This window comes from Paraburkholderia pallida (genome assembly GCF_004524855.1).
Classification (GTDB): domain Bacteria; phylum Pseudomonadota; class Gammaproteobacteria; order Burkholderiales; family Burkholderiaceae; genus Paraburkholderia; species Paraburkholderia oxyphila.
Genome location: NZ_CP038152.1, coordinates 335,256 through 361,114 on the forward strand (window position 1 = coordinate 335,256; position 25,859 = coordinate 361,114).

The window sequence follows — 25,859 nt, forward strand, 5'->3', positions numbered from 1 at the left end:
CCCGATAGAAACCTTAACCTTTCTGATTTCAAGTCTCTTAGTACTACAGCCGCAGGTAGGCCGGAGGCACACCCACGGCTGTAGTACTAAGCCGGCTTCGCGCAACCCGCGAGGCGACACAGAGCCGCGCCAGTGAGGCATGGAGCACCACCGCTGCGGGCGACGGGTTTAGGTTTTCGCCGAAAATATACGAGACAACATCGCCAATAAGATGAGTTTTCTAATGGCAGACAGACTCTTTGCCCGGCTTGCGGGGCGTCTACGTGAATCGGCTGTCGCGACCGAATTGCATGTCTGGCAAGGCAAGCCTCAGGTCTTCCAAGCCGGCATTGAGGAATCGGAGGCGATTGTCATTTCTCACCGCCCTGCGATCTTCTCCAGTATGCCGAGGAACGAATCGCCTCTTTGTCATGGCCTTTCTCGTTGACAAGTATTTCCCGTATTGCTGCTGCGATAGCCGCTTCGGCTCCGCACCAGACATAGCCTTCGCCGGAGGGCACATGGAATGATCGCACTGCGTTCAGCAGTTCCTGCTCGTCGTTGACCCAACACACATTGAACACGGCTTTGCTTCTGAAGCGCCGCCTGTCAGCTCTATCCGAGGTGAGCAGGAGCACCTGTGCAACTGCTCCAGACTGAAGCTCTTCCAGACGACGGGCCACAGCCGGCAGAGCAGTGTCGTCGCCGACAAGCAGATGCCATTCGTAGTCGGTTGGCACGATCATCGATCCCCGCGGGCCGGCGATCACTGCACGCTGCCCCGGTCGCGCCGAAGCTGCCCAATTCGACGCGAAGCCAGTCCCATGCAGGGCGAACTCAATCGTCAACTCCTTGCTGACGGGGCTAAAGCGCCGCGGCGTGTAGTCGCGCGCGACCTCTCCGTCAACGGACGGCAGGATGAGCTTCACATGATCGTCGAACCCTTCGCTCCTGAAACTGGCCAAGGCTTCTCCCCCGAAAGTTATGCTCCTGAAGTTGGGGCTGATTTCTTCGATGCGGGTCACCGCGACATCCCGCCGTTGCGGTTCATGCCGGATGCGGATTACGCGACTGCCAGGCTTTGTGGTTTCCATCTGCTCAATCACTTTAGTAGACATTGTCTCCTATGCTATAAATATAAGGAGACAATGTCAATCATCTAGTACTGAGCCGCCTGGCGGCAGATGCAATGAAAGATTCTCCAGACGATTTACTTGACCTTGTGCACACCGTCATGCACGAATACCGCTCCCTGCAATACCGATTTCTTCGCGACGGTCCACATGACATCAGCCACATGGACGGCAAAGTGCTTGCCTTCTTCGCTGCCCATCCAGGGGCCACGCAAAGCGATCTTGTCGTTCATAGCGGACGAGACAAGGCGCAACTTGGACGCCTGATAAAAGGGCTCCGGGAGCGAGGGCTGCTGCGCGCCGAGTCGGACGTTACGGACCGCCGCAGCGTACGGCTTTCGCTGACTGCGACGGGGAAGCAGGTCCATGTCGCGCTTCAACGTCAGGCAAAGCGCCTATCCGCGAAAGCTGTCGCTGGACTCGATGCGGAGGAACAGGAACATCTCGCGCGGCTGCTGCGCACCGTAAAAAGCAACCTCAGCGCTCCGGACGCTTGAGATTGTGAGAGGTGCAAACCGGGCCGACGGAGTCGGGACTAACGGCCGGAGAGGTTACCAGCCAATCCGTTATCCCCATGTGATTGCACATATCAGGAGGCCGCGCCAAAGCGGGGGCAGTCCTGCGAATATGGCTTGAGGGAGTGCGCTAGAGGGCGTCGACGTACTCTGCCCTTCCAAAGTGACTTCCGTCCTCCCGTTGTGTTCCAGGCGCGACGGCTTCCCCAATTGCAGACAAGGCATTGGTCACGATCGCGATCTTCCTATAGCCAATTATGCTCACGGGCTCAGGCCCTTTCCGCGTTTTCTGATCGTCCCTCAAGGTGCTGCGGGGTAGTCGACATATCCCTGCGGTCCGCCCTGGTAGTAAGTCTCCTGGAACGACTCTGCAAGCGGCAGGCCCTCGCGAAGTCGTCGCACGAGGTCTGGGTTGCCGATGAACGGTTTGGCAAAGGAGACTAGATCGGCCTGGTCGCTCGCGACCGCCAGATTGGCGGAGGCGCCATCAAAGCCGAAGTTCGCGATCAAGGTGCCGTTGAAACGCGCGCGGTAGTAGCCGATCGTGTCCTGCAAGGCGGCAACGGGGGTACCTGACAAGTCGTTCAGTGCCCTGCCGACCTGAAGGTGAGATACCGGAAGCTCGTTAAGACGACCAACAAGACAGTCGTAGGTTTCGATCGTCTCGTCGGTAGGCCCGAAACCGCCCATGGCCAACGTCGGGCTGATTTTGATGCCAACGCGCCCGGGTCCCCAGACTGCGATGAGCGCGTCGATAACCTCCAGGACGATCCGCGTTCGGTTCTCCGCGGTGCCACCATAGGCGTCGTCGCGGGTATTCAGTGCGCTGTTGAGGAATTCCGGCAGAAGATACGTGGTCGCGGCATGCAGCTCGACGCCATCAAAGCCGGCTTCGCGGGCATTCTTCGCCGCTGCCCCATAGTCGGCGACGGTCGAGGCGATTTCTTCAAGCGACATGGCCCGAGGCGTCACTGTGTCCTTGAATCCCCCAGGCGTGAATGCTTTCAGCCCGGGGTTCACCGCGGACGGGGCGACCGGCAGCGCTCCATTGAAGAAGTCGGGATGCGAAACCGCCCCGGAATGGGCAAGCTGCGCGAAGATTTTACCGCCCTCCACATGCACGGCAGAAGTGACGGCTCGCCAGCCCTCGACCTGGCGCTCCGTGAAGAGGCCGGGGGCATTGATGAATCCGACCGCGCGCTGGCTGATCCACGTGCCTTCTGTGAAGATGAGGCCGGCCGCCGCCCGCTGGCGATAGTATTCGACGTGCAGTTCAGTGGGTGCGAGTGCGGCATTGCTCGCGCGGCCGCGCGTCATGGAGGCCATCACCACGCGGTTTCCGAGTTGAAGTTCGCCGAGCGCGTACGGACTGAAGAGAGGCGCCTGGTCAGGCTGGGTCATCGCTAACGCTCCGGAGAAAAATGGTTTTACTATTTGGACACGCTCACCGGTTAAGGCTGGCGAGGGGGAGCGGATCCATTGTTTGAACTAAGTTTGGCTTATTCAGAAATTCGCGGTAGTCTGACAAAACGAATTTGTTAAATGCGATTTCTGGATGAATGACCGGTTCTTCTCGTTGCAGCTCTTTGCCCGCGTCGCAAGGAGCGGCAGTTTCTCCGTCGCTGGGCGTGAAATGGGCATTTCGCAGCCTACGGCGTCGCGGATCGTCGCTGCCCTCGAAAAGCAGGTTGGCGTCGCGCTCTTCGTTCGAACCACTCGAGCGGTAACGCTCACCGAGGCCGGCTCCGAATATCTGTCACGTATCGAGCCCATCCTGGTGGCTCTCGAAGAGGCCGACCACGCTGCCCGCGGGACCGGTGAACTGCGCGGTATTCTGCGTGTCGCCACGTCTTCCGGCTTCGCAATACGTGGCGTGCTGCCGCGCCTGGCACGTTTCGCCGATCAGCATTCCGCGCTGCGTATCGAGTTCGTTCTCAATGATGATCGGCAAGATCTTGTGGGCGAATCAGTCGACGTTGCATTGCGTGTCGGCGTTCTCGAGGATTCCACGGCCATCGCCCGCAAGATCGGAACAGTCCATCGCGTCGTCGTCGCGGCACCCGCGTACCTGGCCAGGGCCGGGACTCCCGCGGCGCCACTCGACCTGGCGGGTCACACAATCATCGTCGGCCCGGCCGGCCGAGGAATGGAGGGATGGACATTTTGGCGTGACGGAAAGGAAGACTCAGTGCGCGTCGAGGGAAGGTTCATCCTGAACGGCACGGACGCGGCCGTTGCGGCGGCCGTCGCAGGGCTCGGCATTCTCTCGACCGCTGATTTCAGCGTGATGAACGAGCTGAGAACGGGCCAGTTGGCACGCCTTCTCCCCGATTGGGAGATGGGGTCGGCGGACATGAATGTGGTGCTTCCAGCGGGCCGGGCTGCGAAGCCGTCCGCACGTGCATTCTCAGATTTCATGGCGACCGAGTTTCGGGACTTGGAGGCCGCCAGGAACGAAGGCAAACGCATCGCCCGTTAGAGCAGGATTCAAATCCTTCACACTAGCGACACCGAAGTAGTACGCCAACCCATGGCGGCCTCACCCTGCCTTAGCCCGGGCTTGCGCACGGCCGCGCGTAGTGCGCTTACTGCACGGCGGTCACAGATGCTCTGCGAGGAACGTCAGTGAGCGGCCGTGCGCGAGTGCAGAGGCACGCTGGTTGTACGACGCGCGATCCGTGCAGTTGAACCCGTGCTCGGCGCCAGGATAGAGGTGGAACGACGCGTTACGGCGACCTGCAAACGCACCCTTCACGTCTTCGACGGCCGACAACGGAATGGCGTGGTCGTTCTCCGCGTAGTGAAACATGATTGGCTGGGTAATCTTGTCCGCGGCGTCGAGACGACCCTGGATCCCACCGCCGTAATACGCGACGGCAGCATCGACCTTGCCAGATGCGGCAACCAGATACCCGAGAAGGCCGCCCATGCAGTAGCCGACCGCAGCAATCTTGCCGGAGACTTCGGGCCGCGTACGCAGCAGGTCGGCCGCGGCAGCGATGTCGGTGACCGCAAGTTCGACGATGGTCTTCTGTGCCAGACCGAAGGCTTTCTCTCGATCGGTGCCTTCATAGGTCAGCTCGACACGCGGCTGCGTGCGCCAGAACACGTCAGGTGCGAGCGCGACGTAGCCGGCGGCCGCGTACTGATCGCAGACCGCGCGGATGTGCGCGTTCACGCCGAAGATTTCCTGAATGATGAGAACTGCCGGCCCGTTGCCGCGCCTGGGCAGCGAGAGGTAGCCGCCAAAAGTATTGTTGCCGGACGGGATGTCGATCCATTGAGCAGTCACGTTGAATTCCTGATGAGCAAGATGGTACATGGCAGCGGTGAAAAAATAGCGTCCCACTAATCGTCACAAGCTGCCGCAGCTCGCGTGTTGAGGCAAATGGCTACCGCGGTGGCCAACCAATCCCTGCGTATCGACCGCCAGGAGAAGTACAAGCAGGCTGCCCTTCATCGGCGTTCATGGGACCTCACGGCGAAAACCAACAGAGTCCCTTTTGAGACTCGCCGGCATTGATCACACGGCAAACATGGACGTTCGCGATCAATGCGCCAGCCGCTCCCTGCAGGGCTTCGACGATCAGTCGGGGACAAAAAGAAAGCAGGATGTCTCATTCAGTGATCGCCCGGTAGGCCGAAGGAATGAATTTGTCAAATACGAATTCCAAATAAGTGCTTCGGCCGTTTCCGAAGGATTTGATGTCAACTCTAACGGTCGACGCGTTCACCTTGGCTCCTGGGCGCCTCCAAGTCCCAAGACCCGGACGCCACGAAATTCGCGTATGCGCGCGCGGATGGCTTCGCAGCCCGGATCGCTGAAAGCAAAGTGCGCTGTGCCACGCATCCGTCCCCATGGCGGCAAGCTCAAAGGAGTGAGAAGACACAACGCGGTCAAGTTTTCTCGAGTAATGTCGCGACAGAAATCGCCATTAGGATAAGTTTTCGTCTCCTAATGCGTTGAGTTCGCTGTCGCGGGATCCTGCTGGATAGCAGGTCCGGGTAAAGGTCACGGCTCCCATAACCGGTCACCTTGCGCGACGACCGTCCACGATCGCACAGCACGATGTAGATCTGTCGTGCCCAGGCTTTTGCGTTGTGTCGGCGGGATCATTTGCGAGTGCCGATCGATCGATTGGGACATTGGCCGAGAGGAGGACGCCACCAAGTTTCGGGATTTGCAGCTGCAATACCAGCTTGTTGTCCAGCCCGATCTCGAAATGAGAAGCGCGGCAAAGCGCGCCATTTAGCGCGCAAATTCTCCACACGGGCAGGCTTGAGCTTGATAGACTACGCCCCGCTTTCTCGTCGAGGCAGTTGCGGCAGTCGGTTGGCGCGGCTGCGGGCCATCGGGCCGGTCGGCTGCCATATGCGAGCGCAGCGTGCCTTGATGTGAAAGCACCTGCGGGCTTCGCCTAGTGGTTTGGCAACGGCCTTCCAAGCCGTCCACACGGGTTCGATTCCCGTAGCCCGCTCCAGCCCTCTCAATCCGGCTCACTAGTCGAGAGTCACACGAAGCGCGGCAACGCTGGTTTGTAGAGTCGCCGGGCCACGCAACGCCTATTCGCGGAACGTGCCCGCGACGTAGTAGCCCGCGTCCTTCGCGCTCCCCACGACGACCTCTTGCCGCTCAATGTCCTTTTGCTCTATGCTCACGCGCTGGTTGATGCGCGCGACCTTCATAGCGCCGCTCATTGCTTGCCCCTGCGCGTGATCCATGCCCAGCCCTCGGCGAGGGCGTCAGCATGCGCCTGCTCGCGCAGAAACGCACCCCACGCATCGACGGGCCGAGTGCTGTTCGCCTGCGCGAACCAATGTGCGCGCTCGTGCTCTGCGAGCCTGTTCCACCAATCAATGCCCTCCTCAGGCGCGGCGTCGGGGTCAGCCGGATAGACACCGCTGCCCATCTCCACGCCATCCATGTAAAGGCGAAGGTGATAGCCGCCACCGGGTTCAGCGGTGCGCGATGAGACTCGGTAGGTGTATTTGGGCATGCGGGTCCTCTCCGGTGAATTTGAGCGTCCCCACTTTGACCCGTGAAAGTATCGCCCAGACATAGTACATCGGGTTGGGCATTTCTCGCCGTCAGCCGATGCCTGAAAACTGGATGCACGTCGGTGCGAGAATGCGCGGCGGTGACATGGTGCGCACGGAACGTGTCCGTGTCATTGCCAGTGCGGACGACCTGAGATCCGCTCCCAGGTGAAATCGCTCCTACCGAAGAGCGCGGGCACCGTGCCGGCCACCCTCCGCTCCCGATTCGTGGAGGCCGCATCGGCGATGGATCACTGAAGCCGGCATTCAAGCGGGATTTCGAAGACGACCGTTAGTGACGTTTATTGCACAGGGTCGTCAACGCCACGACCTACCGCACTCGTGTGCGAAAGCGAACCAGGTACGGTGTGTGCTGTTCGATAGCAAACCATCCACTGGAGCAGAGCCATGAAAAAAATCGCCCTGAGTGTTGTGATCGCCATGACAGGCCTGGTAGTTGCCATTCCAGCCTCCGCTGACTATTACGGCCACCACTGGCATCACTGTTACCGTGTTTGGCATCACCACCATTGGGAACGGGTGTGCCGATAGTGAGATGGACCTGCCGGGGTTCGAAAAGGCCGGCTACAACCCGGCGCGTTCGAACCCCAACGTATATCCTGCGGACATGCAGGCTGCAGTAGCTCGCGTCGCGGCACAAAACAGCGCCGTGGGCGGCGTGACCAGCGGTTCGTCGCAGGAAGGACGCGCCGCGCAGTAAGCGCTGGCCGTAGCCGTCGTTCTTCCTCACGGGCCCGCCATCGCCGTTCGTCGCGATGCGTGCGCCGTTGCGTTTCAGGCGCTCGCGGATTTCCTGCGATCGCCTCCGGGTCAGTGGAGCTTGGCTGCGTGACGACGATGCGCCGTCGCAAGGAGCGGGTTGTCTTCAACCTCCGCGCTAGTCGTCTCAGAGCCGGCTTCAGAGATGGTGACTCGCACCTCCTGTGCGAAGGCCTCCTCGAGCCGCCGCCGCGCGAGCTCGATGCAATCCTCGCCGTTGCCAGCACTTGCTGCCGCCTCGGCGCTGGCCTTCGCGGCCAGACCGAAAGCTGCAACTGCCTCGTCCCACGTCAGACCGCACTCCATCACCTGCTGAACCAGTTTCCCGGCCACGAGGCCGATTTTCGTCGTAAGTTCGTCGTCCATAGGATTATTTCCGTTAAACAGATCCCGCCAGGACGAGAAATGCTTCATGGGTGTCCGGCCAAGCCAGACCGTCGCGCTCGGCTGCCGCTTTTGGGGTCGTCGTTCCATACGCGCCGCAGCGATTCGCCACGTCCTTGTATGTCAGCCCGCTGGCCATCAGCTCGAGCGCGTCGGCATTGCGCGGGAACATGCCGTAATAACCATCCGGCAGCCGCTGCAGTCGATAGCCACGGAGCGCAGCCGCAATAAACAAGGTGCGCCCCAGCTCACTCAGTTCAGTGTTGCTCATTCCCGTTTTCCGTGTCTCTGCCATTCACCAGCCGCCGAAGGCAGCTCCTTTGCGCTCGCTCTCCCGTCAGACTCCGAACTAGAACAGTGCTGCCTGTTCATGGTGGACAGCCTGTTTCGCAGGTGTTTCCTCGGGTTCGGCGCTCATCGGTTCCTTCTTCGACAACTGTGGGACGTACAGGGTGCCGCCCGCCTTGAGATTCACGAAGAGCGCCTTGATCGCGTCCAGCGCACTGGCGAAGGCGGTCGGCTGGCCGGGTACGAACCAGCCCGCGTTATGCGGCACGGTGTCGTTGTGCACGCATCCGAGTTCGGCTGCCAGCATGCCCAGCGCCTCTTCGACCGTCGCGACCAGTCGCACTGACGGGCCAGCAGCCAGCACCGGCCTTCCCACGGGTGCCGACGGCGCGGGTGCTGGCGTGGCTGCGCGAGTGTCGACTGTGAGCAACGGATCGCCAATCGCCGCTTCGGGCGGCGTGCCGGATCCAATGGGCTCCTGCCAGGCCATGAGCCGCGCAAAGTCGTTGGCATCCGGAAACCAGCGCACCACCGCGCCATCGACGATTGCCTTTCGTGTACCGCCTTTGTGCGTGAGCGTGTAGCCGGTAATCTCGTAGCCGCAGCGCTCCATGATGCGCGCCGCTCTTGCGTGTGACAGCTGCGTCACCGCGTCGAGCGCCGGGAGGACGGTCGGATCGTCCAGCTTCCCGGCGCCAGGGTCTTGCGGTACGGCCTCTTGGACCTGAGCGGGCGTCATGTCTTCCATGGGCTTCCTCGTTAAATCGATAATCTTGACCTCAGTCCTGGAACAGCGAAGTGGCTCGGGCGCGACCACAATCATCGGCCGCTCAGCTTCAGGCGATGTCCAGACGGGGCATCCCTGAAGTCGACCCCGGCCGGCAAGATGAACACGTAGTGGCCCCCTCGTCCACCCCGCCGTCGCTATCGCGAGCTGAAGCCAGCGCCCGCCATATCACTGTTCTCGTATGAATTGGGCGCGATTCTAAGCGCGCCGTGTTCAATGTTCAACCTGTAGCTGCGGCATCGACCGGACGGCTCGCGATCTCTGCGGCGATCTCTGCGGCGCACTTTGAGCAGCACAAGGCTGCCCATGTCGCTGGTTAATACGGAAGAACGTGCACCAGCAGCGCAGTCGCTACGACGAGCGCAAACGGCCAGGATCGCAGGGAGCGCTGCCAGTCCACCCTCGACGGCCAGGCTGATGCCGGAATTTGTCCGAGCGAGAGCCAGCTCAATACGTCTCAGGATGACAACAGGAATCCATTGGGCACGCGCAGCAAGGCGACCAGCGGAGCCAGGCTTGCCGGCGCCGCATTCCACTACCGCAGGCTCCCGAATTCCACCACGTCGGAAACATGGCTGCCGTCACGCGCGCGGCGTGGCCGCAACGAGAGGCGAACCCGCCGCGCGCCCATGAAAATGCCGACAAAAAGGTGCAGCCCATGCGCCGCGGTGCCCGGGAAGGCATTCATCGCAAACGCGAAATTGGCACACCCCAGGCGCACCAGGATCAAGGCCAGCAGGACAGCCGGCGAAAGGTAGGCGAGTACTGGCCTGCGTGGAAGGCTGGCGAGAAACGGGATCATGACTATCGGGGTTGCGCGATGAACACGCATGCTGGAGACACGCGATTCACTGCAGCGCCTTCAGCGTCATGTATGTATTGGAATACCTGCTTTGCTGTTGCATTGAGAAGGTTCATCATTGAGTCCCTTCACGACCGGTTTATTATGCTCGTCCGCGAGTCGCCTGGCTCGTTTCCCCTTGATCGCCTCGGCAAGTACAGTAGCCACGGCAACTGATCTGTCGAGAATCACGGTTTCAGAGCCGGGGCTGAATATTACGTTATGCCCCAACCAGGAACCCGTTGCTTCACGCAGGTCGGAATCAGTACGCGTGCCCCTGGTGTCAGCAAACCGTGTCATGTACCTCATGCTTCCGCCGCTCTTTCGCTCTCGCTCGCGTCCAATGTTCAGGTACCTCAAGCTTTGCGCTTTCAGGCGTCACGACCCGCTCGGTGAGCGGTATACGCGAAACCCCTGCGGGACTTCATTTCGCCGCCGCCGTGTCCATGCCAGTTCACGCTGTACCAGTATTTTAAAGTGTCTACCACGTTCATTCAGGCGTACATTTTCGTCCCATGGAGCCGCTGGCGCATCAAATGCCAACATCGCCTACGTCTATAATTCAAAGCATATCAACGATCGCATGGAGCCCTACTTTATGAGTCAAACCCGCGGGCGATATGCGGGATCCCGGGACAGCGGCCAACGCCAACCTCGCCACGAAAAGCAATCTCCACCCAACCGGCAGAGACAACCGTATGTGAAGGTGCCTCCCCGGGACGCCACCCAGACTGCCTCCATTTTCAAAACACGATCGTTTCAGTTTCTGGTCGATGCAGTTGGCGCGGAGAATATCGCGATAGCGCTTGAATCCAGCATGACGCGCGTGGCCGAACTCCTGACGGGCGAGCGGTTCACGCCAGAGACCGCCTTTCATATGGAAACCACGCTCGGGTTACCGCAGGGCTTTTTTGACCAGCCCAATCCCGGGCTCTCGGCCGAGACGATCGCTCGTCTGAAGTCACCGCTCGACCTCATTCAATCGGACGACGGAGCAGACGTAGAGTCGGAAGCACCCATGCCGGCTTCTGCCCTGGACGTCGGCCAACAACCCCTTTTTGAAGATAGTTTGTCCGAGGAAGCGCAAATGCCGAAGAATGCAACGGGCGGGTCGCCCAGGGCCCTCAAGAATCGTCGGAGCGAAACGGCGGAACAGACCAAACCTCAAGCGCCGCGAAAAGCTTCGCCATCGAAGGACAAGACGTCGCCTGAAACGACCCAGCAGCAACCGCTGGCACTCAACGATAGCGCCGAGGTAGAAAACATCCGGCGCGCCAACCTTCACGTTCTCACGAGTCGCAACGGATCGAAAGCAAGACTGGGTGTGGTCATGGCGATGAGTGGATCCAACATGGCCCATCGGCTACATGGCAAGAAACGCCTGGACACTGTCGAAGCAAGCCGGTTCACGGAGCGGCTTGGTTTGCCAACTGGCTGGACACCCCACGCGCCGAAGCCGAGATTCCGGAGTCGGTATCGCGTATGCTCGCCCCTGCTCCGCGTGGTCGCGTTTCGGCTCAACAACACGAGCCGCTTGCGCCCGTAACAAACGATGGCGCACCAGGGAAGCCCGCCGATTCAACGGCGCACACGGAGCATGCACGGGCGGGCGCCCTGGGCGATCCGGAAAACCCCTCACCTGTGTCGGCGTATGGCGCAGGAGAGAAAGAGACGATCGTCGTCAGCCCGCAAGTTCATGCAAGTGATCTTCCCGGCGAGCTTGCCGGTCACTCACCTGAAGAAAGTCATGGCGAGACACCGCCAGCCATACCGGCAACCCTGGAGTCGGTCCCCGCCTGCGCAATACCGCCGCGAAACCCGGTAGCGCTCCCCTTCGCTTCGGTGACCAGCCTGGGCAACCTTCACGGTATTGAACCGATAGCAGAAGCCTTGCTCAAGACGCTGGCAGGGAAAGCACGCACCGGTCGCCTGGACGAGTTGAAAGCGCTGGAGCTTTTGCAGCAAGCGGTCCTGTTGTGAGTCAGTGGTAGCGTGCCAGGCCCCCTCGCGCGACGAGGCATCAAGCGCATCGAGGTAGCCCGGGGCTCAAGCAGCACGGCCGGTCATGGTTGTCACGCCTTGTTGATGTTTGTCGCTGGATGACTGTCGGCCCCGGTTGTTCTATTTGTCGCTGGCTGTGCGACGACGGTAGCTTTTGACGTCCATCTCGAAGATCGTCGAGTGGTACACGAGCCGGTCGATGGCGGCGAATGGATTTCGCAGCTCGATACCTGGCCCATGCGTACCTCTGCCAACGCTTCGCCTGCGTCCTTACGGACGCACACGCATGACTCGAGGCCGTCGTGGCTGGCCAGACCTTCAACGTATGACTCTTTCATTCACAACGGCTTGCCGGTTTTGACCGGCGCACGGACGCGTTCATTTCATTCAATTCGACGCCCGCCAGCAGGATCCGGGTCCAGCGAAAAGTCTTGAATCGCAGCGTGGGCCGCATCCGTCGCTTGATTGTCCGATGGGCCTGCGCACACCGGGCGCTCCGGCGTTTAGAACCGGTGGACGATACCGAGCTGCACCCCACGCGCGTCGGCGCCAGGATACGCGAGCGGCAAGCCCGGGTTGGCCGCGCCGGCCAGCGTGTAGCTAGCCTCGTTGCGGTTGCGCAGGAAAGAGAGCGCGCCGTAGAAGTTGGTCCGCTTCGACAGGTCGTACTCGTACATCAGGCCCACCTGGTCCGCGTTGTTGCCCTGCGAGGTCTTGTCGTGGGCGTAGGCATAGCCGACGGACAGGCTGTTGGCCGCGTTGAACTGATACTTCGCGGAAAGCCCGTAGACGTCCGTATGGATATCGATGTCGGTCCACTTGACGCCCGAGTAGCCGCCATAGAGGGTCGTCTTCCCGATCGTGTACGACGCTCCGGCCATGATCGTGCGGTCGGTCGTCGTGGCGGGCGCATTCTTGAGCCATTGCCCCGCCACGAAGGCAGCGAACGGTCCGTGCTCCCAGGTGAGGTCGACCTGCTGGCTTGAACCCGCCGAGCGAAGCCCCCCGGCGTCGCCGAAGCCCAGATAGATCCCACCTTGGAAGCCGGCGACTTCGGGGCTCATGTACGAGATCGTGTTGCTCGTGCGAAATGCGAAGATCGTCAGGTTGTCCATGCCGGAGGCCTGCGTGACCCCGCCGAATGCGTCCTGCCCGCTCTGATCGTAGAACAGCGGCGAATTCTGGCGGCCCGCTCTCACCTGCCCCCACGCGCCCGAGATGCCGACCCAGGCTTGGCGGTTGAACATCGAGCCCGCGTTGTCGACGCTGCCGTCGGTCGGGTTGAAGCCGTTTTCGAGGTCGAAGACGATCTTCTGGCCTCCGCCGATGTCTTCCGAACCCTTCACCCCGAAGCGACTCCCCCATTGCCCGTTCGAGCCCAGTGCGGCCGTATAGCCGTTACCCGTGTTCACATACTGTGCGAACTCGTCGATCAAACCATATAGCGTAACCCCGTCCTGCGCGAAGGCGCCGTGCGATGCCAGTGCCAGCATGGTCGCACAGCCCGCCTTGAGCCCCGCGGCACGACGTGACGATTCCATGAAATTTCCGATGCGATTCATATATTTGTAGTCCTATTTAACTTTATAGTGAAAAATCGCTTTACTGATTTTGACTTTCCATAAAAGGAAAAAACGAACGTCAAGCACCAGAGCTAGAACCAGTGCTCGACGTTCGGTCAACCGGATCGGGCGGGCAAGGCCTGGTGGAGGGGCTCCTGCCCGATCGGCATGCCGGCGACAGTCAGTGTGCCTGTTTGCGCAGCTCCTGCACGTCGGCAGGGAGAATGAGGCGTTCGGGAATGATGCGTGCCGAGGCGCGGGCGCAGACGTAGTAGAGCACAGCCGGCACCACGAGGCCGAGAATCCACGAGATGTCCGTTCCGCCCAGGTCGTCGACAAGCGGACCGGTATAGAAGCTCGTCGAAATGAAGGGCATCTGGACGAGCACGCCGACCACGTACACCGTAATGGCCATGACGTTCCAGCGGCCGTAGCGTCCGCTCGGGTCCGTGAGTGCCGGGACGTCGTAGCGCGATTTCGTGAAGCAGTAGTAGTCGACGAGGTTAATCGCACTCCACGGAGTAAAGAACGCGAGCAAGAAAAGAATGAACGCCGTGAACTCCTTCAGGAACGAATGACGCCCGATCAGCGCGAGCGCGGTCGAAGCGGCCACCATCGCGAGGATGTAGAGCAGGCGATGGCGCGTGGACATGGTGCGTTGGCCGCGAAAGCCGCTCACGATCGTCGCCATCGACATGAAGCTGCCGTAGGCGTTGAGCGTCGTCACCGTCACCTTTCCGAACGCAATGCTGAAGTACAGCAGCGCGGCAACCGCGCCGGACGACCCAAGGCCGACGATGAACGACACCTCGTGATGCGCGAACTGCGATCCCGCCAGTGCCGCGGCGAACACGCCGAACACCATCGATGCGTGCGCGCCGATCACCGACCCGAGACCCACGGCGAAGAACGTGCCGACCGACGATGTGGAGCGCGGCAGGTAACGCGAGTAGTCGGCTACGTAGGGGCCGAAGGCGATCTGCCACGAGGCCGACAGCGACATCGAGAGCAGGAAGCTCGCGATCGAGAAGTGCCGGTTGGCGAGCAGCGTGCCCACGTCGTGGTGCGCAAAGAGCGTCGAGAACATGAACGCGAACGCGGCAACGCCGATTATGCTCGCAATGCGCCCGATGAAGTGGATGGTGCGATAGCCGAGGATTGTCAGGATCACGATGATGACTGCAAAGATCGTAATACCGGCCGCGTCGTCCACGTTGAGCAGCTGTGCAACGGCCTGACCGGCCAGCACGGTGCCGCTGGCCGAGAAGCCGACATACATCAGGCAGACCAGAACGATGGGAATCATCGCGCCATAGACGCCGAACTGCACGCGGCTCGAGATCATCTGCGGAAGTCCAAGCTGCGGTCCCTGCGCGCCATGCAGCGCCATCACCACCCCGCCGACCATCTGGCCGATCAACAGTGCGATCAGTGACCAGAAGACGTCGCCGCCCAGTACGACGGCGAGCGCGCCCGTGACAATTGCCGTAATCTGCAAATTCGCTGACAACCAAAGCGTGAACTGGCTCGCCAGGCTGCCATGACGCTCTGAGTCAGGAATAAAATCAATCGACCGGGACTCGACCAACTCGCCGCCGGCACCACTCTCTCTATCGCTCACCACAGAACTAGCTCCAGAATTTTTCACGGATGACACTCCGATCAGGGACGAACGGACGTCACGAGGTACTTCGCTACCCGTCCAGCCTGTCACCTGGCGCGTAGTGAATGAAAACGGACACGGGCCGCCCCACCGAAACGAGTCGCAGGCAGGCCACAGATGCATTGTCTTGTATAGACAACTATGGTGATATCGGGAATTACCCCGCAAGGCCTTGCGTAAGGTTTGAACACCTGATCAATGCCATGCTTTGGCACCTATTCACATGATATGTATACATTTAAATACGTATCAGAATGATCTCCCATCTAAGTTGAATGGACAACTTTGCGGGCTTCGCACGTCAAGTCACGGCGGCTCTCCGGAGGCGGGACATCACCCGGCATCTTGATGAAGTGTTTGTATCGTTGTGTGGCGAGCCTTATCCGCTATGGCGGCGGTTGATGAGCGTGGCGCCAAACTCGGCATCCTGGTGCAGAAACGGCGGGACAAGGCGGCCGCCGAACGGTTCTTCAGCCGCGCGCGTCGTTCATGCCCGCTGCCACGCAAGATCGTCACCGATCAGCTTCACGCGCCTAACGCGGTCTTGACGGAGGTGTTCAGCAAGAGCATCGGGTCATGACCAGTCATCCCGCGCGTGGCACTTAACAAGGCGTTAAGTGGCCTGGAAGCGGATAGGAGAAACAGTCCATCGCCGCCCGCACGATTTCCCGGAAAGCTGCGTCAGATAAGGCTATTCGAACCGGTCAGGCCATACCTGAACATCTCCGGAAAGATGACCTTGGCAAATTTTGCCAAAGCCTGATAGACTGGTTCGCATGAGCACGATGAACATTTCCCTTCCCGATTCGCTGAAGGAATACGTCGACGAGCAGGTCGGCGAGTGCGGCTACGGCACGAGCAGCGAATACGTCCGAGAACTTATCCGTAAGGATCAGGATCGCAAACGCCTGCGCGCAATGATCCTGCAGGGAGCGACTTCGGGCCTCGCGGATCCCGCCGATCCCGACTACTTCGAATCGCTGCGCGCCCGCGTGCGTACTTCGCGCAAATGACGGCCAAGCCCGTCATCCCGACCCGACTGGCCAGGCAGGACGTAGAAGACGAGCTGACCCACTACCTCGTGAACGAGGGCTCGGAACAGGCAGCGCTCGGGTTCATTGCGGAGCTCGAAGAGGCATACGCGCATCTCGCCAAACACCCCAACATTGGCTCTCCCCGTTATGCGTATGAGCTGGACATACCGGGCCTGCGCTCATGGTCTCTCGATCGCTACCCGCATCTGATCTTCTACATTGAGCGCAAGGATCACGTCGAGGTCTGGCGCGTGCTCAACGGCAGGCGTGATATTCCGGCGTGGCTGTTGAGTGATGACAGCGGGTTCCATTGACACCATCTGCACGGCACAAAGCCCGCGAGCCATCCGGCATCGCGGGCTTCATCATTTTCAGACCATGACGAAAGCAAAACCGTTTGACGCAGCACGCTCCCTGACCGACGAAGAGGCCATCCAGCGCTACCTCGCACAGTCGTTCGAAGCGGGCAACCCACGTCGTGCCAGCAAGCGCTCGGCAATGTTGCGCGGGCATTGGGGGTGAGGGACATCGCGCAGCGCAGGGATGACGCGCAAGGCCTTCGAGCGGACATTAACCGACAAGCATGTCAGCTTCGATACCATCGCGCGCATCGTCGGCGCGATGGGCTACAAGTTGACCGTCCAGCGCACCACGCAGCCGAACGCATCGGACATCTGGCAGATTGCAGGCGCACGCTACACCAGGAAAGCGGGTAAGCTGCGCGTCGAATTCGCGCTCGGGGTGCGGTATCACATCCCGATCACCCGGTTTCCACAATTCGCCGCGCTTGATCGCCAGCCGACCGCGCGTGACCTGAAAGCGGTCAAAGTATCGCCCAAGGGGCGCAGCGTGCGATTCCCGCGGCTCGGTGTAAAGGTCCGCATTGCAGACGTCCGGCAAGCAATCAGCGGCGGGAGCATTTGATGGACCGCGAATATCGTTCGCGGAGACTGGAGCCCCACAAAAGAATAAAGCCGCCCGACCATTGTCAGCTCGCGAACTCGCCTAAATTGATTAGTTATACGATTTTTCTACAAGACCGGACTGCCATGGAAGAACCGGCGTGACGATGGCCTTTTCATGTGTCACCGAAGGGGCCCATTGTCATTGCAGACTTGTCCGCGCCCCTGCTGTTGCAGGCGCGTGGAAATCTGGTGCTTGGTGGGCCTAGAACCGACCGTTAGTCGCAAATATGACCCGGACTGTCTTACACCCGGAATTTGACATAGTCCCGCATTATCAAACTTCACAAATTTTGTAGTGGCCAAGTTCAAATGTCCCCCGAGTCGGACATCTGTATCTGGCCGGGACTCGAACGAACGCGCTTTTATTGGGCGTAGTGGCTGTTGACTGAGTCAATTGGCCCCGTCAGCAAGGACCTGATAACTGAAAGCAGATCGGCAACGTCGACCGGCTTCGTCAATAGCGCGCTCCATGCGTCCGGAGGCACGCCCGATCAACTTTGCATCGCAATCGCCGACCTGAGCTCCATGATCCGGTGATGAATTCTCATACCTTCCGCCTCCGGCAGACCGTCGCCAACCCATCGCTGGTAATTCATCAGCTCGTGAAGACGGACTTCGGCGGGGCTATCGGCCCGATCGATAAACAGTGCGTCATGAGGAGACATCGCCCGCACAACAAATGCGGGCTGACTACTGCGCATCGGCAGGAACGTCTCCGAATGAACACCCTTCGTCTTGCTCAAAGGATGAAATTCACCCAGCATCAATCCTGCCTCCATAAAGGCAGGCTTGATCAAGGAATGGGCTCCGTCTATATACCTACCATATTGTTCTTCCTCGAGTCCGCGCACGAATATGCACATCGAAAACAGCTTCGAATTCCCGTGCATGCGGGCAAGCAGCCTGAAATAGGATTCGGGAATTTTCTTTAATACGCACAGAAAATCATTAAATCGCAGATTATTTGCATTCCACACACAGAAGATCAGCGAATCGTCGTTATGAACGGCCCTGGCGAACGGGCAGACAGCGCCACGGCGACCCAATTCGGCATGAGGTTCCATGATAAAGCCCTCCATCCATGCGAGACCCGATTGAAATAGCCTTCGGGTAATCTCGTCTGACGTGGATTCGATTGCGGTCGACAGACATGCCGAACGCTCTATTTCTATGATTTCCCGATCGACTATCGAGCGGAGAGACTCGTACGCGTCATTAGTCACCATGATAATAATCCACTCGTCTGGAAACAGGGCCGCGCATCGCCCGGTGGCGCGTGTCAGGACGCGCGCCACCCGGTCGTACAGCGTTAGCCCGTCAGGTTGCAGCTCGGTACTGCCCGCCTGCGATGCGGAGGTTGAGCGTTGTCGTGGTTGGGCAGCTCTGCTCAGACCGCGTTGAACCTAAGTCCGGCACAACCGGCGTGAGCCCAGATTTGCTGCGCCAGGGGCATCAGCACGCGCGGCGCCAAGCGTCCTCCCGCGCAAATAATCCTCGAAAAGAGCCATGACAGTTTCTCGCGCACTGCGCGAAAACAGCGAGTGATCCACCTTCTCGTGCACCTTGACATTGACGTTCGTCAGCCTGTGAAGTGCACTCCCGTTGCGCCCAAAACGGCTCTCCAGTTCATCCAGTCCTACATCGATCGAACCGTAGACCAGCGACGTCTGCACGCCCTTGCGCTCGAGGTCCATCAGCAGCCTGCCAATGGCGTCTGTCGAGGGGTTGATGCCAGATATCCCGTCGATCGGGCTGCTGGCGAGCGAAGTCAGGCGCACGAACCAGCGGCGTGCCAACTCCAGCGCGATCGCGCTTCCATTTGACCGCCAGGTCAGCAACCTGAGCCACTTGCGGGGACTGCGCACCGAGCGCCAATACACGCGGCTGGATTCGACACGCCGCGCATTCGGTTTCGTTTGCGGGCCGTTCCAGAAAAAGAACGGCAAGTTGATCGACATGCAGCCCACCACGCGAGAATGAGCCAATGCCGCGTGAATGCTAACGTAGCCGCCTGAGCAGACGCCAAACGTCACGACGCCCTGATATCCGGCCGCCGTCAACCAGTCCACACCCGCGAGCGCGTCCGAGACTGCATGACGGGCATAAATGTCTTCAAGCGTCGTGGACGCCCCGTGTTGCTGACTATCTCCGAGCCCCCCCATATCCATGCGCATCGAGGCGATGCCCTGCGCCGCAAGCCTTCTTGCCATCAGCACGGCAAGCCTCGCGTCACCGACACGATGAACCCCGCCAGTATTGACGATCAGTACGGCGGGTGCATAACTTTTCGCGTGGCGCGGCCTGCAGAAGATGCCCGCATACTGCCCTTCCCCAAAAACCACAGGTTTCTCGTGGCCATGTGCAAAATCGATCCGTGTGTCGGCGGCCGGCGGCAGCAATTTCGGCGCAAGCCTTCGCTGCCCGCTGGACTGATAGCCCAGCCACTCGAGCACACTGTCGAAAGCCCGTCGAGGCGTCACGCTGGATCGCGGATCGGTCAGGAATTTGTCGAATTCGGGAAAGACCTGTACGTCCGCGCTCGCACCCCGCTCATGGTAGTGCTCCACCAGGTGGCGTGAAGCCGAACTGCTGCAAACATCCTGCACCAGTACACGCCGCGCAGGCACACGCGCACGCCGCGCAAGGTCGACGCCGGCTAATTCGTCGAGTGTGTCGGCATGCAACTGGAATCCAAATGCGCCCACCGATTGCGCATCGGTATCTGCTTGTGCCGTGGTCTGGCCGTTGGGCGTCTTGAGCCAGCTCTCATGCTGCATGCCCAACTCCCGGATATAGCGCTTGCCCGTTATAACCGGCGCCATCAGGACCACGCTGTCCACATCCCCCAGTTCCTCGGCAGCCACGACCGCGAGAAGCGCGCCAAGCCGCAAGCCACAAAGAATCAGGCGTGTCGCACCGGTAGCCGCGCGCAAATATCGCGCTGCGGCCTTGATGCTTTCGACCCATGCGCGGAGACGTTGCGGATCTTCCTCATAGCCTTCCGAATCACCCGTTCCCGGATAGTCGAAGCGCAGAACGGACGTCCGGCCTTCTGCCGTCAGTCTTTCCGCAAGTTCGCGCCAGCCGCGATGCACGCAAAGCGCGTCGTAGCCGAAGGGACTGCACAACACGACAGCCGTCGTCGCCCTGCCGCTTGCCGGCAGGTGCAGCACCCCATAACAGCCATCGAAGGTAACTGGCCTCATTGCTGACCTCATCGCTGCCCTCCCTGTTATTCCCGTCGTTGCATGGCCGCGAACGGTGCGCACTCCGTTCGTCCGTCCTGTTTCAGCGAAGCGAGCAAGCGCGCAAGGGACTCGATGCTTTGAAACAGATCAAACGTGATCAGCTCGGCCGGTATCTCGATACCCAGCGCCTCTTCAATCGCCAGCATCACACGTATGGTGCCCAGCGAGGACAGACCGACGGCATAGAGGTTGTCGGTGTCGCTCAAGCTTGCGACCGGCACGTCAAGGCATGCGGTTTCCGAAATGATGCTGCGCAGATCGGCTTTCATTCATCCCCCTGTCAGCGTGTACATCTGGGTATTTCGTCCACGCGTTCATGCATGGAGACGTTCTGCAATACGCCGCACAGACCGGTCCACGGTTTTGTCGGCAATTGTGTCGCTGATGCACTGTTGTGCGAGCACCTTTCTGTCGATCTTTCCGTTCGCGTTGAGCGGCAATGAATCAACAACAACGACACGCTCTGGAATCGCATAGGACGGCAAGCGCTGCCGGCACGCCTGCAGAACCCGATCCGGCTCGACCTTGACATTCGCCACGAAGGCGATCAGCCCGGCGGCACGTCCCGCCTCGTCAACCCGCCATGGGATCACCGCGCACTGCGTACCCTGACTACACGTTTGCACGACGTTCTCGACTTCTTCCAGCTCAACGCGGTTTCCGCGAATCTTGACCTGCATGTCGAGACGACCATGAAACACGATTCCGTGGTCCGCAGTCGTGCGCGCAACGTCGCCTGTCCGGTACCACCGACGCGCGCGCCTGCCAGGATAGTCTTTTTTTACAAATCGGCTACTGCCTGCTTCGTCTGGTACGAGATAGCCGCCTGCAATCTGCGGACCCGCAACCAGCAACTCCCCCCGCTGACCGAAGGCGACACGTTCGAGCGCGGCATCGACGACCATCAATTCCACACCCGGCAACGCCCAGCCCAGCGGCATCACAGTGTTCTGTGCGTCTTCAAGAAATCCCCTCCGCACCTCGAAGCACGTACAGGCAATCGTTGCCTCGGTTGGCCCGTACATATGCAGGATTCGGCTGTTGGGCGCCGCGCGCATCCATGCAAGCGCCAACAAGCGGGTCAATGGCTCGCCACCGAACATGGAGACCCGCAGGCTCGGAAAGGCCGCTGGCGCCAGCTTGCGCATCTGCTGCATGAGACCGGCCACGGAAGGCACGCTATTCCAGTGGGTAATCTCGTGTCGCTTGATAAAATCCGCGTTGAATAGAGGGTCAACAGTGTCCGGTACGTACAGGCAACCGCCGTTCGCCCAGCAAACGAACATGTCATGCACGGAGGGATCGAATACCAGTTCGCATAACTGAATATAGCGTGCGTTACTGTACTTCTCCTGCAACTTCAATTGGCCTTTTACGTAGGCGTCGGCGTTCGCATGGGTGATTGGAACCCCCTTCGGTGCGCCTGTCGATCCGGAGGTGAACAGCACGTAAGCAACATCGTCCATCGTGCCCCGGCGTAGCGTGTACGCTGCATCCGGCAGAGGCTGCAATCGGGTGGCACCGGAAAGCTGGTTGGGATTGATTCCCTCTTCGTCAAGCCGGAAAATCCGTGGAGGTTCCTCGAGAAGGGGCAGCACCTCATCAAGCATTGCGGCGCAATGACGATCGACCAGCATCACCGGCGCACCGGACTGCTTAATAATGGCCGCGATCCGCGCCGCCGGCATCTTCGGACTCAGCGGCACATAGGCCAACCCTGCGTCGAGAATGCCTAGCACGCCCCAATAGGCCGCGGCACTCCGATGCGCAAACAGTAGACAACGCTTCGCGTCGCCGGCCTGCTCGACCGATGCCAACCCGGACGATACACGTCGCACCTGAACCTCAATCTCCCCATAGGTATAAGAACGCCCATCAACCCATAAAGCGGGACTGTGCGGTTGGTTCGCGGCCGAATCGAAGAAGAAGGCATGCAACATTGGACGCTCCGGTCGTTCTCGGAAAGATGGCACCCGCGGCGACCACAACACCGCTGGCGTCAGCAACATGCCAACCCTTTTCGTCGACTGACGTCACGAACAACTTCGCTGTCAACAGCCGAACCGGCGCATTGCTCGCGACCAAGCATAGAGGACGGCAACCCTATGAGAAAAGCATATCCTTGTAACAGGATGTGATCAGTTTATTTAGGAATACGATATTTATCGTGCGCATTAAAAAAAGTTCCAGGTCTTGAATATCGGACACCGCTACGTGACACGCGCCAAAGCCGATTCAACTACGCCGATGGAATATCTCATCTGCACATCGAGAATATCAACGCAGTCTGGATCCACCCTGGACACCACGGGGATCCTCCTTTCAGGCAAGCGCAGCACCGCTGATCGACAGAAAATCGTCAGCCTCGCAGCCTGTTCGATTCTTTGGTCTGACGAATTCCGTGATTTTTTGCCTTTTGTGGGTACGGATGTGCCGGGAGCGCGGTTCGCATGATTTATTTCTCGATTTCTTTTCGATTTTTTGTCGCCTATCGTTAGCACCATTATGCGTGCGCGGCCAGCCCGTTCCTGCCGGCCAGGCGTCAACCGGGCATCGTAAAGTGGCGAGACGTACACGGCGTCTCACGCAGCGACGAGAACGAAGATCTCAACCGCCCCCTTTGCGCCAGGCTTTCCCGCCTTGAAGAACGCGAGGCGATGCGCGTCTGACCTTTCGAACCTGCAAGCCTCGGCAGGCGCCCCCCCGGGAGTTTCCCAAGGGACGCCTCAGGTTGTGCGTGCTATTGTTGCGCGCGTGCCGCCAGACGGTTGCGAATAGCGCTTTCCGACACGCTACCGATAGAAAAACAGAATGAACATTAGCAGTGCACGCATGCTCGATCCTGTCGAAGAACGATACGCCTGCTACGTCGACGGAAGAGTCCTGACTGTAGTCATTCGCAACGGTGCAGGAGTCACGGCACTGAGTGACTTCGATACGTTTTCACCCGACGGCAATATTTGCGTCGTCGTTATTCACGGCGCGAGCAGCGTTACTGACCAGTTGCAAAAAGCGATCGCGGAAGCGAGGGACGGTGATTCGATTCTGGTCTACTGCCCCGTGAGCGAGCGCCATCAGGCCGCACGACGTATGCTCCGCATCGGGCAACGGAACGTGGCTTACGCGGAGGCCTGACCGCAACTGCCAAAGAGTCGTCCCCGTTACCCAGGCAAAGCGATGCCCGCCGGCGGAGTCGCGCCCTCATCCACCGCATCCAGATATCGCCACGAGTCGACTTTCGCCTGAACTGAACTACCCATTCGATACAAATGTAATTGTCTGTTAGCGGCGAACCTGATGGTATGTCTTAACGACAGGGACGCACTGTTGCTTTGGTACGATCCGGGCTTTCGTCCATCGCATAGCCACCGCGAGCCACCCGTACGTATCGTTTTGTCGTGAAAGCGTTCGAACTCGCGGACTTCCGGCGACACGCCAGATGACAAGCTGATCCACAACGACGGCAAACGCGCGGCGAGCCGCTCGGCGGCCAGACGTTCGTGACGCGGATCGCGGTAGCTGTGCAGAAAGCCAATCGCGAGGCTTTCGATGTTGCGCGTTTCGAGTTGCCGGGCGACCGTGAAGCGAAGGTCGCGCGGGATCAGTGGAGCCGGTTGCCGGACGCACAGATCGTAATGGTCGGCGCGCGCCTCGAAACCCGTTTTGATCACATCGCGAAAGCCCTCAGTGGTGAGCAGCGCGGTGCGGGCGCCGCGGCGATTGATCACCGCGTTGGTGACGGGCGTCGTAATGTGCAGGATGGCACCGAGGTCGGTGGCAGCGACGCCGGCTTCGGCGAGCAAATGCCGCAGACCTCGAGCACCGCACGTTCGGGCGCGTCGGGCGTGGTCAAGCGCTTGTGAGTATGGCGGACGCCACCGGCTTCGAGTACGAAATCGGTAAACGTGCCACCGATGTCGATACCGACGCACGGCTTCGCTGGCGCGGCCTCCGGTGCAGCAATTGGGTTCATGACGGATCAGGCGAAGGAACGGTGCGCGAGATTGGGCAGTCGATATCGAAACGATACGGGTCACAATTCGCGGCCGCGTTCGACTTCGGAGCTCTGATGTTCGCTAGCCGATCTTCCTGCGCTGAAATTCAGCCAGCGAGACATCCATCCGCCGTGGCACTCATCGCTCCACCCGGCAACTCGACCAAGCTATTCGCCCTTACATCCAGATCGAGAACGCTGATTCGAAACCTTTCAACTGGGCCAGATCGGCCGACGACATCCTCGCCAGCATCAAGCGATTTCGTCTACGATGTTCTGGCTCGGGACACTAGATCCCCGACTTCAGTTGACTCCATAACCGATGTTCGAGCCGAAGAATTTCAGCCGGCATTGGCTTGAGCGGATACAACGTTTTCATCACCGATTCCGGCGGGTAGATGCCCGGATCGCTCGCGAGCTCCGGATTCACGTATTTGCGCGCCGCGAGGTTGGCGGTGGGGTAATAAACCTTATTCGTAATCTCCGCATTGGTTTCCGGCTTCTCGATGAAGTTGATCCATGGGAGCGCCGCCTCGGGGTCCGGCGCGTCTTTCGGGATCGCCATGATGTCGAATCCCACCGGCGCGCCACTTGTCGGAATCACATAGCTGATCTGGTAGGGCTTGTGCGCTTCGAGCGCACGGTGCTTCGCGATGTTCACGTCGCCGGAGTACCCGAGCGCGAGACAGATGTCCGCGCTCGCAAGATCGTTGATATAACCCGACGAGTTGAACTGGGCGATATACGGACGAATCTGCTTGAGCACATCGAAGGCGGCTTGATAGTCGGCGGGATTGGTGCTGGCCGGGTCCTTATGCAGGTAATGCAGCACCTCGGGAAAGACATCGGTCGGCTCGTCGAACACCGAGACGCCACATTGCTTGAGCTTCGCCGCGTTTTTCGGATCGAGGAGCAGGTTCCGGTCGTCGATCTGCGCGTCGTTGCCGAGTACGGCCTTGACGCGTGTGACGTTGATGCCGAGACCGATCGTCACCCACGTCCACGGGATACCGTACCGGTTGCCGGAATCGGCGTCCTGCACCATCGCCATGATGGTCTTGTCGAGATTGACGAGATTCGGCAGCTTCGATTTGTCGAGCCGCTGGTAAATGCCCGCGCTGATCTGCTTCGCCATGAAGTTCGCCGAAGGCACCACCACGTCGTAGCCCGTGTTGCCGGCCAGCAGCTTGGTCTGCAGCGTGTCGTTGCTGTCGTACACGTCGTACTTCACTTTGATGCCCGTTTCCGATTCGAAATTGGCAACCGTGTTCTCGCCGATGTAGTCGGACCAGTTATAGACGTTGAGCACTTGCCCCGCACTCGTCGCCATTGCACTCGAGCCCAGCAGCGCGCAGAACACCGCAGCCTTGCATAGAGATCAAATGCGCAAGCGCATTGCGCGCGCCGAGTTGGATGTCCACACCACACCGTCGATTGACGGTCAGCCCTGCAATGGGCTCCGATCTACTCGGGTAGCCGGCGTTCTCTCTGATTCGGAAGGCACTCGCGTTGGATACCCGCAACACCGTGCTTCGCACGGTGTTGCCCCGTCTGGCGGAGTCGACCGGGTTCTCCAAGGGGCATCCCCTTGGAGCACGGTATATGTAGACGGAAATGCGTCAGCATTTCCGTCTACATATACGTCGTG

The 25,859-nt window shown here is 59.9% G+C and carries 25 protein-coding genes, 1 tRNA gene and 5 pseudogenes; 12 read left to right on the plus strand and 19 right to left on the minus strand.

Annotated features, from left to right (window positions below):
* Positions 1 to 350 precede the first annotated feature (350 nt).
* Positions 351 to 1,097, minus strand: coding sequence for a siderophore-interacting protein (locus tag E1956_RS44155; RefSeq protein WP_232072611.1), 747 nt, complete (start codon positions 1,095 to 1,097; stop codon positions 351 to 353).
* 71 nt (positions 1,098 to 1,168) lie between these two features.
* Between E1956_RS44155 and E1956_RS44160 the strand changes: the two genes are divergently transcribed.
* Positions 1,169 to 1,609, plus strand: coding sequence for a MarR family winged helix-turn-helix transcriptional regulator (locus E1956_RS44160; RefSeq protein ID WP_134760240.1), 441 nt, complete (start codon positions 1,169 to 1,171; stop codon positions 1,607 to 1,609).
* Positions 1,610 to 1,927: 318 nt separating this feature from the next.
* Here E1956_RS44160 and E1956_RS44165 read toward each other — a convergent pair whose 3' ends face one another.
* The gene (locus tag E1956_RS44165; RefSeq protein WP_134760242.1) at positions 1,928 to 3,028 is read right to left on the minus strand and encodes an alkene reductase; all 1,101 of its coding nucleotides are present in this window, start codon (positions 3,026 to 3,028) and stop codon (positions 1,928 to 1,930) included.
* 154 nt (positions 3,029 to 3,182) lie between these two features.
* Between E1956_RS44165 and E1956_RS44170 the strand changes: the two genes are divergently transcribed.
* Entirely contained in the window at positions 3,183 to 4,106 is a 924-nt protein-coding gene (locus E1956_RS44170; protein ID WP_134760244.1) for a LysR family transcriptional regulator, read from the plus strand.
* 120 nt (positions 4,107 to 4,226) lie between these two features.
* Here E1956_RS44170 and E1956_RS44175 read toward each other — a convergent pair whose 3' ends face one another.
* Entirely contained in the window at positions 4,227 to 4,919 is a 693-nt protein-coding gene (locus tag E1956_RS44175) for a dienelactone hydrolase family protein (protein ID WP_134760246.1), read from the minus strand.
* Between the two features lie 1,115 nt (positions 4,920 to 6,034).
* Here E1956_RS44175 and E1956_RS44180 point away from each other — a divergent pair.
* Positions 6,035 to 6,108, plus strand: a tRNA-Gly gene (locus E1956_RS44180).
* An 82-nt stretch (positions 6,109 to 6,190) separates the two neighbouring features.
* Here E1956_RS44180 and E1956_RS47470 read toward each other — a convergent pair.
* Positions 6,191 to 6,325 carry a hypothetical protein gene (locus tag E1956_RS47470; RefSeq protein ID WP_256377830.1) on the minus strand — a complete coding sequence of 45 codons (135 nt, stop codon included), beginning with the start codon at positions 6,323 to 6,325 and terminating at the stop codon, positions 6,191 to 6,193.
* Complete coding sequence (locus tag E1956_RS44185; RefSeq protein WP_134760249.1) at positions 6,322 to 6,624, minus strand: hypothetical protein; 303 nt, start codon at positions 6,622 to 6,624, stop codon at positions 6,322 to 6,324. The genes E1956_RS47470 and E1956_RS44185 overlap by 4 nt, the downstream gene beginning before the upstream one ends.
* Positions 6,625 to 7,220: 596 nt before the next feature.
* Between E1956_RS44185 and E1956_RS46575 the strand changes: the two genes are divergently transcribed.
* Positions 7,221 to 7,385: a hypothetical protein gene (locus E1956_RS46575; protein ID WP_167760320.1), complete on the plus strand. Its 165-nt coding sequence runs from the start codon at positions 7,221 to 7,223 to the stop codon at positions 7,383 to 7,385.
* Between the two features lie 110 nt (positions 7,386 to 7,495).
* Here the strand turns inward: E1956_RS46575 and E1956_RS44190 are convergent, their stop codons facing one another.
* The 4 genes from E1956_RS44190 to E1956_RS44205 all read right to left on the minus strand — a co-directional run bounded on the left by E1956_RS44190 (position 7,496) and on the right by E1956_RS44205 (position 9,705).
* Complete coding sequence (locus tag E1956_RS44190) at positions 7,496 to 7,810, minus strand: hypothetical protein (protein WP_134760251.1); 315 nt, start codon at positions 7,808 to 7,810, stop codon at positions 7,496 to 7,498.
* Positions 7,811 to 7,823: 13 nt separating this feature from the next.
* Positions 7,824 to 8,099, minus strand: coding sequence for a hypothetical protein (locus E1956_RS44195; RefSeq protein WP_134760253.1), 276 nt, complete (start codon positions 8,097 to 8,099; stop codon positions 7,824 to 7,826).
* A gap of 78 nt (positions 8,100 to 8,177) precedes the next feature.
* Positions 8,178 to 8,864, minus strand: a complete 687-nt coding sequence (locus E1956_RS44200) for a hypothetical protein (protein ID WP_134760255.1) — start codon at positions 8,862 to 8,864, stop codon at positions 8,178 to 8,180.
* Between the two features lie 574 nt (positions 8,865 to 9,438).
* Positions 9,439 to 9,705: a hypothetical protein gene (locus E1956_RS44205; RefSeq protein ID WP_134760257.1), complete on the minus strand. Its 267-nt coding sequence runs from the start codon at positions 9,703 to 9,705 to the stop codon at positions 9,439 to 9,441.
* 637 nt (positions 9,706 to 10,342) lie between these two features.
* On the opposite strand from E1956_RS44205, the pseudogene E1956_RS44210 reads away from it, so the two are divergent.
* A pseudogene (locus E1956_RS44210) lies at positions 10,343 to 11,724 on the plus strand (hypothetical protein).
* Positions 11,725 to 11,790: 66 nt separating this feature from the next.
* Here the strand turns inward: E1956_RS44210 and E1956_RS47900 are convergent.
* The 4 genes and pseudogenes from E1956_RS47900 to E1956_RS44225 all read right to left on the minus strand — a co-directional run.
* A pseudogene (locus tag E1956_RS47900) lies at positions 11,791 to 11,952 on the minus strand (ATP-binding protein); the annotation flags it as partial.
* Positions 11,953 to 12,124: 172 nt separating this feature from the next.
* A pseudogene (locus E1956_RS47250) lies at positions 12,125 to 12,226 on the minus strand (IS6 family transposase); the annotation flags it as partial.
* Positions 12,227 to 12,248: 22 nt separating this feature from the next.
* The gene (locus tag E1956_RS44220; RefSeq protein ID WP_232072623.1) at positions 12,249 to 13,238 is read right to left on the minus strand and encodes a porin; all 990 of its coding nucleotides are present in this window, start codon (positions 13,236 to 13,238) and stop codon (positions 12,249 to 12,251) included.
* 250 nt (positions 13,239 to 13,488) lie between these two features.
* A complete protein-coding gene (locus tag E1956_RS44225) occupies positions 13,489 to 14,895 on the minus strand; it encodes a purine-cytosine permease family protein (RefSeq protein ID WP_134760881.1) in 1,407 nt (468 codons plus the stop codon).
* Positions 14,896 to 15,257: 362 nt separating this feature from the next.
* Between E1956_RS44225 and E1956_RS47255 the strand changes: the two are divergent.
* From E1956_RS47255 to E1956_RS44245, 5 genes and pseudogenes are all read left to right on the plus strand, one after another.
* Positions 15,258 to 15,526, plus strand: a pseudogene (locus E1956_RS47255) (DDE-type integrase/transposase/recombinase); the annotation flags it as partial.
* A gap of 220 nt (positions 15,527 to 15,746) precedes the next feature.
* Positions 15,747 to 15,983, plus strand: coding sequence for a type II toxin-antitoxin system ParD family antitoxin (locus E1956_RS44235; RefSeq protein ID WP_134760263.1), 237 nt, complete (start codon positions 15,747 to 15,749; stop codon positions 15,981 to 15,983).
* Positions 15,980 to 16,318 carry a type II toxin-antitoxin system RelE/ParE family toxin gene (locus tag E1956_RS44240; protein ID WP_134760265.1) on the plus strand — a complete coding sequence of 113 codons (339 nt, stop codon included), beginning with the start codon at positions 15,980 to 15,982 and terminating at the stop codon, positions 16,316 to 16,318. Before E1956_RS44235 ends, E1956_RS44240 begins: the two co-directional genes overlap by 4 nt.
* Positions 16,319 to 16,382: 64 nt before the next feature.
* A complete protein-coding gene (locus E1956_RS46580; RefSeq protein WP_167760352.1) occupies positions 16,383 to 16,526 on the plus strand; it encodes a helix-turn-helix domain-containing protein in 144 nt (47 codons plus the stop codon).
* Between the two features lie 21 nt (positions 16,527 to 16,547).
* Positions 16,548 to 16,928 carry a hypothetical protein gene (locus tag E1956_RS44245; RefSeq protein ID WP_134760267.1) on the plus strand — a complete coding sequence of 127 codons (381 nt, stop codon included), beginning with the start codon at positions 16,548 to 16,550 and terminating at the stop codon, positions 16,926 to 16,928.
* A gap of 532 nt (positions 16,929 to 17,460) precedes the next feature.
* Here the strand turns inward: E1956_RS44245 and E1956_RS44250 are convergent.
* From E1956_RS44250 to E1956_RS44265, 4 genes are all read right to left on the minus strand, one after another.
* Positions 17,461 to 18,033, minus strand: coding sequence for a DUF6875 domain-containing protein (locus tag E1956_RS44250; RefSeq protein WP_134760269.1), 573 nt, complete (start codon positions 18,031 to 18,033; stop codon positions 17,461 to 17,463).
* Positions 18,034 to 18,372: 339 nt separating this feature from the next.
* The gene (locus E1956_RS44255) at positions 18,373 to 20,175 is read right to left on the minus strand and encodes a serine aminopeptidase domain-containing protein (RefSeq protein ID WP_232072490.1); all 1,803 of its coding nucleotides are present in this window, start codon (positions 20,173 to 20,175) and stop codon (positions 18,373 to 18,375) included.
* 26 nt (positions 20,176 to 20,201) lie between these two features.
* The gene (locus tag E1956_RS44260) at positions 20,202 to 20,486 is read right to left on the minus strand and encodes an acyl carrier protein (protein ID WP_134760273.1); all 285 of its coding nucleotides are present in this window, start codon (positions 20,484 to 20,486) and stop codon (positions 20,202 to 20,204) included.
* Positions 20,487 to 20,531: 45 nt separating this feature from the next.
* Positions 20,532 to 22,157 (minus strand): amino acid adenylation domain-containing protein, encoded by a 1,626-nt coding sequence (locus E1956_RS44265; protein ID WP_134760275.1) that lies wholly within the window; start codon positions 22,155 to 22,157, stop codon positions 20,532 to 20,534.
* A gap of 274 nt (positions 22,158 to 22,431) precedes the next feature.
* Between E1956_RS44265 and E1956_RS44270 the strand changes: the two genes are divergently transcribed.
* On the plus strand, positions 22,432 to 22,671 hold the full coding sequence (locus tag E1956_RS44270) for a hypothetical protein (RefSeq protein WP_134760277.1): 240 nt from the start codon (positions 22,432 to 22,434) through the stop codon (positions 22,669 to 22,671).
* Positions 22,672 to 23,049: 378 nt separating this feature from the next.
* Positions 23,050 to 23,352 carry a hypothetical protein gene (locus E1956_RS44275; RefSeq protein WP_134760279.1) on the plus strand — a complete coding sequence of 101 codons (303 nt, stop codon included), beginning with the start codon at positions 23,050 to 23,052 and terminating at the stop codon, positions 23,350 to 23,352.
* A gap of 26 nt (positions 23,353 to 23,378) precedes the next feature.
* On the opposite strand, the pseudogene E1956_RS44280 reads toward E1956_RS44275, so the two are convergent.
* Positions 23,379 to 24,190: pseudogene (locus E1956_RS44280) on the minus strand (hydantoinase/oxoprolinase N-terminal domain-containing protein).
* A 310-nt stretch (positions 24,191 to 24,500) separates the two neighbouring features.
* The gene (locus tag E1956_RS44290) at positions 24,501 to 25,541 is read right to left on the minus strand and encodes a polyamine ABC transporter substrate-binding protein (RefSeq protein ID WP_134760281.1); all 1,041 of its coding nucleotides are present in this window, start codon (positions 25,539 to 25,541) and stop codon (positions 24,501 to 24,503) included.
* Between the last annotated feature and the right edge of the window lie 318 nt (positions 25,542 to 25,859).